The organism is Pedobacter sp. HMWF019, assembly GCF_003061025.1.
In the GTDB taxonomy this organism is placed as follows: domain Bacteria; phylum Bacteroidota; class Bacteroidia; order Sphingobacteriales; family Sphingobacteriaceae; genus Pedobacter.
Genome location: NZ_QAIL01000224.1, coordinates 1 through 9,571 on the forward strand (window position 1 = coordinate 1; position 9,571 = coordinate 9,571).

Genomic DNA, 9,571 nt, shown 5'->3' on the forward strand with positions numbered 1-9,571 from the left:
ATGCCTCCCAAATTATTCATATAGGTTTATGTATTGCTGGGTATAGTGGTTTCATTATTTACAAAAGTAAAATTAAATTACTGATAATTGTTTCCATCCATGCTCAAAAAACCTGATTGGTAAATCTGTTGTCATTAAAAAAAATAAAATTAAGTTCTTTGTTTTAGTAAAGTATTGATAGTATTGTTAATTATAAAGCTCAATAAAATAAGCAGATGAAAGCAAACCTAATAAAGACCGGACATATAATTGATGGCAAAGAGATTTTTGCCGTTGAACTCATTAATAATCAAGGAACTTATGTTAAAATATACAATTACGGTGCAATAATCAGTCATTTTATTACCGTTAATGCGAAAGGAGAGAAGCAAGACATTGTACTTGGTTTTGACGATTTCTCTGGCTATATCAGCGAAGATTATCTGGCAGATTATCCTTATTTAGGTGCTGTAATTGGGCGATACGCAAATCGCGTAAAAGATGGCAAGTTTAGTATCGATGGAAAATCCTACCAGCTTCCACAAACAAATGGAAAGGATTGCCTTCATGGAGGAAAGATTGGTTTTGATAAGAAAGTATGGGATATATTGCCTACGACTGATCCAAGTTTGACTTTACAATACATAAGTCCCGATGGAGAGGAAGGATTTCCTGGAAATTTAACGGTACAACTCACCTTCAAATTAACGGAAGCGAACGAACTTGTCCTTGATTTTAGAGCAGAAACAGATCAACCGACTGCTATTAATTTGACACACCATGGTTATTTTAATTTATCGCCAGAAGGAGATAACATAGAAAATCATACACACAGAATGCCTGCAAGCCATTATTTACAACAAGACGACAACTACGTTGTTACTGGGGCACTTATCCCTGTAGATGGCTCAAAATACGATTTTCTGGGACCTAAGTTGATAGGTGCGGACTGGGATGTGCAAGAGGGATATGATCAGTCCTTTGTACTTGATGGCAATTATGGAGAACTTTCCTTGGCTTCTGAAACAACCGAAGAAAAAAGTGGGTTGAAACTATCGGTATTTTCAACTGAACCGGTTGCGCATTTTTACACTGCAAAATACCTGAAAGTACAGAATGGCAAAGGGAGCAGGAATTATGGGCCGTACAGTGCCTTTTGTGTGGAGACGCAACACCATCCTAACGGGATTAATATCCCTGAGTTTCCAAGTACTGTCTTGTTGCCTGGCGAGACTTACAAACAAACGACGATTTATAAAATTGAACATAAATAAGATGTAAACCCTCATCCGGATAATTTCCTAATGGGGGTTATTATTTCTTAAGTATGGGAAGCCAAATATTTTGTTTTTTTCTGAAAACGGAAGAATAACAAAACCGATGCACTAAGCAGTCCAAAAGTTAATCCATACCAGATACCGCTTACGCCTAAACCAAGTTTAATTCCAAGAAGGTAACCTAAAGGAATTCCGATAATCCAATAGGCAATAAATGTGATCAATGTGGGCACATTCACATCGCCAATACCCCTTAGTACGCCCAGGCCAACAACTTGTGTGCCATCAAACAACTGGAAAAAACCTGCAATGATCAGCAATTGTGCTGCAATATGGATAACCGCCAGATCTTCGGTATAGATATATGGCAATATATGATTGGCGAAGACAAACATTAGCGCTGTTAAACTCATAAATCCTATAATAACATGATAACTGGCAACGGCTGAATTCCTGAGGTCGATAAAATTCTTCTTCCCAAGGTTATTACCCGTTTTAATCGTTGCTGCAGAAGCAATTCCACTGGCAAGCATGTAGGTTATTGATGCAAGATTAATGGCCACCTGATGAGCAGCCTGTTCTACAGCGCCAATTGTTCCTATGAGGATGGCGGCTCCACTGAATGCACTGATTTCAAAGGAGTATTGAAGTGCTACGGGTGCTCCAATTTTCACAATTTTTGTGCCCAGCTGCCTGTTCAGGTATTTAAGCTTAAAGCTTTTGATGTAAGCTTTAAAATATTGTGACCGGAGAATGTAAATACACATCACCACAGCCATTAGGCACCGATCTATCAAAGTACTTAAACCCACACCTTTTACACCCATGGGGGCTATTCCGAACATACCTTTTACAAAGATAATTCCCAGAACAATGTTAATCAGATTTCCCCAGATAGATACAAACATAGCTTGTTTTGTAAAGCCAAGACCTTCGGCGAATTGTTTAAAGGTTTGAAACACCATAAGTGGAATAATGGAAACCGCAAGGTATCCAAGGTATGGCTTTGCATAGGCCACTACTTCAGGCGATTGCCCAATATGATCAATGATGATCAAGGTTCCAAAATGGACGAAGCAATAAAGAAGTATTGCAGTAATGACGTTTAATAAAAAGCTATTAATTAACAACTTACCGCACTCATCGTAATTCTTACTTCCGTTCTCCCTGGCAATAAGGGGCGTCAATCCGTAAGAAATTCCCAACCCAAGCACCAATACAAGCATAAAAAGGCTGTTGACTAAGGATACCGCTGCAAGCTGAATGGTTCCTGCAAAATGTCCCACAATCACACTGTCGGCCATATGGACCAGAGTATGTCCCAGTTGCGAAACAACAATAGGCATTGCAAGTCTTAAATTGTCAGAATAGTAGGGCTTGTACTTGGAATATAACGTCTGGAGCATAAAAAAAGGAAATGGTAGATAAACAGCAAAGATAGGGCTATTTACTGGAATCTGCCATTGTAAAGTATTCTTCCTTCTCTGAAGTATGTGGTAAAAGCACGCCTGCAAGGATCATATTGACTAAAATTTTTTGGGCATGCCGGTTAGAACTTCTTGTGATTTTACTAAATTCCCTTAGGGTAATCCTTTTTTCCTCTTTCAAAAAATCAAATAGCTTCTTTTCATGATCAGTATAGGAAATAAGCTGCCCCGTCTCTTTATTGCCCTTTTTTAACACATCGACAATAACCTTGCTGGCCAGAATACTTTTATCATTCACCCTGAAATATACCCACCATTTTTTGTTTTCATCAAGGGCATAATGAGGTTTGGTATCACTTGCATGAATTCTGACCAGTAATACCAGTTTATCTTCAACATAAATTTCTTCGAATTCGGGTTCTATAGCTGGTCTGCAATATTGATGTGCAGACTTGGTAATCATGTATTTCTCTTCATCCTCAGATTTAACGCCCTTTATACTTCCATCATCAGCTACACCAATAAGTAATTGCCCACCTTTATTATTTGCAAAAGACACGAGACTTTTAGCAATCTTCTCTACGTTTGTTATCGTCTTTTTGAAGTCTAATGTCGTCCCTTCTCCCTGTAATATTAACTTTCTGATGTTCATAAACCATACTTAAGTTCCGTAATCCCATTAATAAGCAACAGCTGCTTTTTCACCATAATGAAGGTTTCTCACATAAACCTCATTCATTACCGTCGCGCACAATTCTCCCTTTTTATCAAAAAGTTCCATAGGATAAGCCTTTATAAACTTTCCTGTGGTATTTAACGACTCAATAGCATCATTGAGCATTTCGTCTGTAATCAAAATGGTGAAGTAAAGATTGGTGCGACCGGGCTTAAGGTATTGTATAGATGCACTCTTTAGCCACACCCTGACTTTAAAGCCTTGGCGCTGAAGCAACTGGTCAAACAAGAGCGCATAGAAAGGATCTGTCGCTCCGTATATAGTTCCTCCATAAATAGAGCCATTATAATTGCGGTTTAAAATACTTTTACTGATCTTAACATCTACACCTCTAAAGTCTTTGTGGAATTTCCGGATCCAGATTCTCTGAAAGAATAAGGGAGGGTAAAAGCACAAGGCCCATTTAAGGGTTTTTTCTGATACAACCATGACGCTTAAATATCGAAAAGATTATTGAACTTTTAAATTAAATGTATGATGTTAGCGTAAATTTTAAGTAAATTAGTGTATGTATATTTATGAAACAGTTACAGCAGCAGTAGAAGACCTTGGCAAAAGAGGTTATGAATATGATTTCATATTACAACCAGACTGCATTGAGTGTAAATCAATTGATTTAAGACTCATGCCAGAGGAATTTGAAATCGAAGAATTTTATCGGTTTGAAGGCATGAATGATCCGGCAGACAGTGCAGTTATATATGCCATATCTTCGCCCGTGGGCAACCTTAAGGGCGTTTTAATAGATGCCTATGGTGCATATGCTGAAAATGTTTCTCCAGAGCTTTTAGACAAGCTGAAAATGCATCATTAGTTTTTAAAACTTTTTCCCTTAGACGCTGTTAACTAAGTAGTTTTAAACAAAATGCTTTGAATGCATCTTGTTTATTTCATTGAAATTAAAAAATCAAACTATGAAAAAGACAATTCTAAGTCTTGCAGTTGCGGGCTCTATGATTATACTCGCTTCGGCATGCAATTCAACAAAAAATGCAACGGAAACCAGGGATAGTACAAGTACAACCACCGATTCCACGATAAAGACAACAGACACCTCTAAAAAGGTGATCGACACAACGAAGACTACTCCTCCGGATACTACAAAAAAGATGTAGCTCTGCTCTTCAAAGCTTCCCAGAAGATCGGGGAGCTTTTTTTTTATATTTAATTTGTGGCATTATTTGATTTTGTTTGTACTTTCAAAAAACCAAATCAAACTATAATGAATGCCTTGAAGCAGAATAAAAACTTATTTTTTCTAATCCTTGTAGCCTCACTTGGCTATTTTGTTGATATTTATGACCTGCTTTTGTTTTTAATAATAAAAAACAAAAGTCTTACTTCTCTTGGGGTTAGCCCAGACAAACTCACAGACACCGGCTTTAATCTGATGAATTGGCAAATGGCAGGTTTACTCATTGGGGGAATTCTTTGGGGCATTCTAGGCGATAAAAAGGGTAGGTTGTCCGTCCTCTTTGGTTCCATTTTGATGTATTCTATAGCCAATATTGCCAATGGTTTTGTAACCTCAATACCGATGTATGCCTTTTTCAGATTTATTGCAGGTGTAGGTTTAGCTGGTGAATTGGGCGCAGGAATCACGCTGGTTAGTGAGAGCATGAGTAAAGAGAAAAGAGGATACGGTACTATGCTTGTCGCAGGTATCGGTCTTATGGGGGCAGTTGCGGCTTATCTTGTTGGAGATTTCTTTGAATGGCGAACTGCATTTTTTGTAGGTGGCGGACTCGGCATTATTTTACTCTTGCTCCGAATCGGAGTGTTTGAGTCTGGTTTGTTTGAAAATATGGCCAAAAAAGACGTATCCAAGGGTAATTTCCTTATGCTTTTTACCAGGAAACGTTTCTTCAAATATTTGAATTGCATTTTAATTGCAGTGCCCTTATGGTTTGTTGTTGGAATCTTAGTAGGGGCAGCCCCTGATTTTGGAAAAGCGCTTCATGCTAAAGATGTACTGGACAATGGAAAAGGGGTAATGTTCACTTACATAGGTATATCATTGGGTGATTTTCTGGCCGGAGCCCTGAGCCAGATCTTTAAAAACAGGAAAAAAATTGTATTCGTATTCCTGACATTAACTTTTCTGTCCATTATGTTTTTCTTATTTAATACTGGATGGACTGCCACCAATTTTTATGTTTTATGTGTTTTCTTCGGAATTTTCACCGGCTACTGGGTTGTTTTTGTTACCATTTCTGCTGAACAATTTGGCACCAATCTACGCGCAACCGTAACCACCAGTGTACCCAATATGGTCCGGGGTTCGTTAATTTTGGTTAGCATGTTGTTTCAATGGTTAAGAGGAAACTTAGGCATTATCAATGCGGCAGTTTGTGTAGCGATTATTACTGTTGGTCTTGCCTATATTGCTTTATATAATTTAGATGAAACCTTTGGAAGAGATCTTAATTTTGTAGAGGAATAGTGTCAAAAAAATGTACTATCTGCAATTTTAACGCCATTTAGCGTTCTATTAAGGTTAACTTTGACTATGATTTTTAAAGAAGAGATTGTATCCAGATATAAACAAATTCAGGACGAAATTTGTCTTGCACTTGAACAGGCGGACGGGGCATCCAAATTTGAAGAAGAAATCTGGAACAGGGAAGGTGGCGGCGGTGGTCGTACAAGAATCCTCCAAAATGGAAATGTGATTGAAAAGGGTGGTGTTAACTTTTCAGCTGTTCACGGTAAATTGCCTGATGCTGTAAAGAAGGCATTCAATGTTGAGAATGATGATTTTTTTGCAACTGGTGTATCTATTGTTATGCACCCTAAAAACCCGTTTGTACCAATTATCCATATGAATATTCGTTATTTTGAGATGGATGAACAAACCAGATGGTTTGGTGGAGGAATTGATCTAACCCCTCATTATGTCATAGATACCGACGCAAGGTATTTTCATCATTTGCTAAAACAGACATGCGATCGTTTTGATCCATCTTTTTATAACAAGTTTAAACAACAAGCGGATGACTATTTCTTCATTAAACACAGGGAAGAAACCAGGGGAGTTGGAGGGATCTTCTACGATCGCTTAAAACCTGAGAATACGGGGCTGTCTTTTGACGAACTTTTAAACTTCTCTGTAGAGGTAGGAAATACTTTTGCTCCGGTCTACACCGAGCTCATTGACCGCAATAGAGATAAGGATTTTACGGAACAAGAGCAGGAGTGGCAATATATTAGAAGAAGCAGATATGCCGAATTTAACCTTGTTTATGATTCTGGCACCAAATTCGGCCTGGAAACTAATGGAAGAATAGAATCTATACTAATGAGTTTACCTCCTTTAGCTAAATGGATCTATAACTTTCAGCCAGAAGAAAATACACCTGAGGCGGATACTTTAAGTAAACTCAAAAAAGGGATTAACTGGGTTTAATATTTTTCCACAATACGTTTAAACGGCAATATTTTATTAAATTCGCAAGGTTATAACAATACCTTATTTAAATCGTTTTTAACGAACATTACTTTATGGCAGAAGATTTAGAAAATCAGGAAGACGACAAGATTATTAAAATTAATATAGACGAGCAGATGAAGTCTGCTTATATCGATTATTCGATGTCTGTTATTGTATCAAGAGCTTTACCTGATGTACGAGATGGATTAAAACCAGTACATCGCCGTGTTTTATACGGAATGCTCGATCTGGGGGTAACAAGCACTAAACCGCATAAGAAATCTGCACGTATCGTGGGTGAAGTATTGGGTAAGTATCACCCGCATGGTGATTCATCCGTATATTTCACTATGGTTCGTATGGCTCAAGACTGGAGCTTACGTTATCCAATGGTAGACGGACAGGGAAATTTTGGACACATAGATGGAGATTCTCCGGCAGCAATGCGTTATACGGAGGCTCGTTTCTCCAAGATCGCAGAAGAAATGCTGGCTGATATCAATAAGGATACTGTAGATTTCCAGCTGAACTTTGATGATACCCTGCAGGAACCAACTGTTTTACCAGCTAAGATCCCAAATCTACTGGTTAATGGTTCATCTGGTATCGCTGTAGGTATGGCTACCAATATGGCACCGCACAATTTAACTGAGGTAATTGATGGCACTGTAAGTTATATAGATAATAAAGAAATCACTATAGAAGAATTGATGAAGTTTATAAAAGCTCCTGATTTTCCTACAGGTGGTATTATTTATGGGTATACTGGTGTAAAAGAGGCCTTTGAAACTGGACGTGGTCGTATTGTAATGCGCGCCAAAGCTGAAATCGAAATGCTTAAAGACCGCGAGGTGATTATCGTAACCGAAATCCCTTATCAGGTAAATAAAGCCATGATGATTGAGCGTACTGCTGAACTGGTAGGAGAGAAAAAAATCGAAGGTATCTCCAACATCAAAGATGAATCGAATAAAGATGGTATCCGTATCGTTTATGAGATCAAACGTGATGCAAATGCTTCTATTGTATTAAATAACTTATTTAAACAAACAGCCCTACAAACCTCTTTCAGTGTAAATAACATTGCTTTGGTTAAAGGAAGACCGCAATTATTAAATCTAAAAGATCTAATAGTGCACTTCGTAGACCACAGACATGATGTTGTTATTCGCCGTACGAAATTTGAACTGGCCGAAGCAGAGAAAAGAGCACACATCCTGGAAGGATATCTAATTGCCTTAGATCATTTAGATGAAGTCATTAAATTAATCCGTGCATCTGAAACACCAGAAGAAGCCCGCCTTGGTTTAATGGAAAAATTTGGGTTGAGTGACATTCAGGCCAGGGCTATTCTGGATATGACCTTGCGTCGTTTAACCGGACTGGAGCGCGATAAGATTAAAGATGAGTATGCTGAACTGAAAAAAACCATAGAATACTTAAAATCTATTTTAGCTGACGAAGGCTTAAGGATGCAGATCATCAAAGATGAATTGAATGAAATTCGTCAGAAATATGGTGACGAGAGAAAAACTCATATCGTTCACTCTGCTGAAGACATGAGTATGGAAGACTTTATCGAAGATGAAGATGTTGTTATTACCATATCACATGAAGGCTACATTAAACGAACTCCAGCTACAGAATACAGAACACAAGCCAGGGGTGGCAAAGGTTCAAAAGGAAGTGACTCCAGAAATGAAGACTTTATAGAACATTTACTTATAGCTTCTAACCACAACTATATGCTTTTCTTTACTGAAAGCGGTCGTTGTTTCTGGTTAAGGGTTTATGAAATTCCTGAAGGTTCAAGACTAAGTAAAGGAAGGGCTATTCAGAACATTATCAATATCCCGAAAGAGGAGAAAATCAAGGCCTATATCAAAGTTAAAAATCTTAAAGATCAGGAGTACCTTGACAACAACTATATCATTATGTGTACCAAAAAAGGTACGATTAAGAAAACATCTCTTGAAGCTTATTCCAGACCAAGAGTAAATGGTATCAACGCCATCAATATCAATGAAGGTGATCAGTTACTAGAGGCTAGCTTAACCAGTGGAAGCAGTGAAATTTTAATGGCATTGCGTTCAGGAAGAGCAATTCGCTTTAACGAATCTACAGTTAGACCTATGGGTAGAACTGCAACAGGAGTAAGGGGAGTAACCTTAGGACATGATAAAGACGAGGTGGTTGGCATGATTGCTGTGGATAATCCAGAAGCAACGATCCTGGTAGTTTCTGAAAAAGGTTATGGTAAACGTACCGATGTTGAAGATTACCGCGTTACTAACAGAGGTGGTAAAGGTGTAAAAACCATTAGCATCACGGAGAAAACGGGTGATTTGATCGCTATTAAAAATGTAACAGATGCTGACGACTTGATGATCATCAATAAATCCGGTATCGTTATCAGAATTGTAGTGAGCGGTCTTCGTGTAATGGGAAGAGCAACCCAAGGCGTTCGATTGATCAATCTAAAAGGAAATGATGAGATTGCATCAGTTGCCAGAATTGATCACGAAGAAGAGGAAGAAGACGTTGTTGAAGGAGAAATTGTTGAAGGGGAAGAAGGAACAGAAACACCTGAAATTGTTGAAGGTGAAACAAAACCGGAAGCTGAAGGAGATGAATCTGCCGATGCTGAAGACACTGAAAGTGAATAATTAATCTCAATAACTATAAAAATGAGGCTATTCTACATAAAGAATAGCCTCATAAC

9 protein-coding genes are annotated in these 9,571 nt (G+C 38.1%); 6 read left to right on the plus strand and 3 right to left on the minus strand.

What is annotated here, in order from left to right:
- Window positions 1-215: 215 nt before the first annotated feature.
- A complete protein-coding gene (locus DBR11_RS13400; RefSeq protein ID WP_108553177.1) occupies window positions 216-1,253 on the plus strand; it encodes an aldose epimerase family protein in 1,038 nt (345 codons plus the stop codon).
- A 47-nt stretch (window positions 1,254-1,300) separates the two neighbouring features.
- Here DBR11_RS13400 and DBR11_RS13405 read toward each other — a convergent pair whose 3' ends face one another.
- From DBR11_RS13405 to DBR11_RS13415, 3 genes are read right to left on the minus strand one after another with little or no spacing between them, the layout of a single operon-like run.
- On the minus strand, window positions 1,301-2,662 hold the full coding sequence (locus DBR11_RS13405) for an MATE family efflux transporter (RefSeq protein WP_108553178.1): 1,362 nt from the start codon (window positions 2,660-2,662) through the stop codon (window positions 1,301-1,303).
- Between the two features lie 37 nt (window positions 2,663-2,699).
- The gene (locus DBR11_RS13410) at window positions 2,700-3,335 is read right to left on the minus strand and encodes a helix-turn-helix domain-containing protein (RefSeq protein WP_108553179.1); all 636 of its coding nucleotides are present in this window, start codon (window positions 3,333-3,335) and stop codon (window positions 2,700-2,702) included.
- A 27-nt stretch (window positions 3,336-3,362) separates the two neighbouring features.
- The gene (locus tag DBR11_RS13415; RefSeq protein ID WP_108553180.1) at window positions 3,363-3,848 is read right to left on the minus strand and encodes a DUF4442 domain-containing protein; all 486 of its coding nucleotides are present in this window, start codon (window positions 3,846-3,848) and stop codon (window positions 3,363-3,365) included.
- A gap of 79 nt (window positions 3,849-3,927) precedes the next feature.
- Here DBR11_RS13415 and DBR11_RS13420 point away from each other — a divergent pair, with 79 nt between their 5' ends.
- The 5 genes from DBR11_RS13420 to gyrA all read left to right on the plus strand — a co-directional run bounded on the left by DBR11_RS13420 (window position 3,928) and on the right by gyrA (window position 9,515).
- Window positions 3,928-4,233 carry a phosphoribosylpyrophosphate synthetase gene (locus DBR11_RS13420; protein WP_108553181.1) on the plus strand — a complete coding sequence of 102 codons (306 nt, stop codon included), beginning with the start codon at window positions 3,928-3,930 and terminating at the stop codon, window positions 4,231-4,233.
- 100 nt (window positions 4,234-4,333) lie between these two features.
- Complete coding sequence (locus tag DBR11_RS13425; RefSeq protein ID WP_108553182.1) at window positions 4,334-4,534, plus strand: coproporphyrinogen III oxidase; 201 nt, start codon at window positions 4,334-4,336, stop codon at window positions 4,532-4,534.
- Window positions 4,535-4,641: 107 nt separating this feature from the next.
- Window positions 4,642-5,862 carry an MFS transporter gene (locus tag DBR11_RS13430; RefSeq protein ID WP_108553183.1) on the plus strand — a complete coding sequence of 407 codons (1,221 nt, stop codon included), beginning with the start codon at window positions 4,642-4,644 and terminating at the stop codon, window positions 5,860-5,862.
- 66 nt (window positions 5,863-5,928) lie between these two features.
- The gene (hemF, locus tag DBR11_RS13435; RefSeq protein ID WP_108553184.1) at window positions 5,929-6,825 is read left to right on the plus strand and encodes an oxygen-dependent coproporphyrinogen oxidase; all 897 of its coding nucleotides are present in this window, start codon (window positions 5,929-5,931) and stop codon (window positions 6,823-6,825) included.
- A gap of 95 nt (window positions 6,826-6,920) precedes the next feature.
- Window positions 6,921-9,515, plus strand: coding sequence for a DNA gyrase subunit A (gene gyrA / locus DBR11_RS13440; RefSeq protein ID WP_108553185.1), 2,595 nt, complete (start codon window positions 6,921-6,923; stop codon window positions 9,513-9,515).
- Window positions 9,516-9,571 lie beyond the last annotated feature (56 nt).

Coding starts and splice junctions, on each gene's coding strand:
- DBR11_RS13410 (WP_108553179.1), bottom strand. CDS start 3,335: ATGAACATCAGAAAGTTAATATTACAGGGAGAAGGGACGACATTAGAC.
- gyrA (WP_108553185.1), top strand. CDS start 6,921: ATGGCAGAAGATTTAGAAAATCAGGAAGACGACAAGATTATTAAAATT.
- hemF (WP_108553184.1), top strand. CDS start 5,929: ATGATTTTTAAAGAAGAGATTGTATCCAGATATAAACAAATTCAGGAC.
- DBR11_RS13430 (WP_108553183.1), top strand. CDS start 4,642: ATGAATGCCTTGAAGCAGAATAAAAACTTATTTTTTCTAATCCTTGTA.
- DBR11_RS13415 (WP_108553180.1), bottom strand. CDS start 3,848: ATGGTTGTATCAGAAAAAACCCTTAAATGGGCCTTGTGCTTTTACCCT.
- DBR11_RS13425 (WP_108553182.1), top strand. CDS start 4,334: ATGAAAAAGACAATTCTAAGTCTTGCAGTTGCGGGCTCTATGATTATA.
- DBR11_RS13420 (WP_108553181.1), top strand. CDS start 3,928: ATGTATATTTATGAAACAGTTACAGCAGCAGTAGAAGACCTTGGCAAA.
- DBR11_RS13405 (WP_108553178.1), bottom strand. CDS start 2,662: ATGCTCCAGACGTTATATTCCAAGTACAAGCCCTACTATTCTGACAAT.
- DBR11_RS13400 (WP_108553177.1), top strand. CDS start 216: ATGAAAGCAAACCTAATAAAGACCGGACATATAATTGATGGCAAAGAG.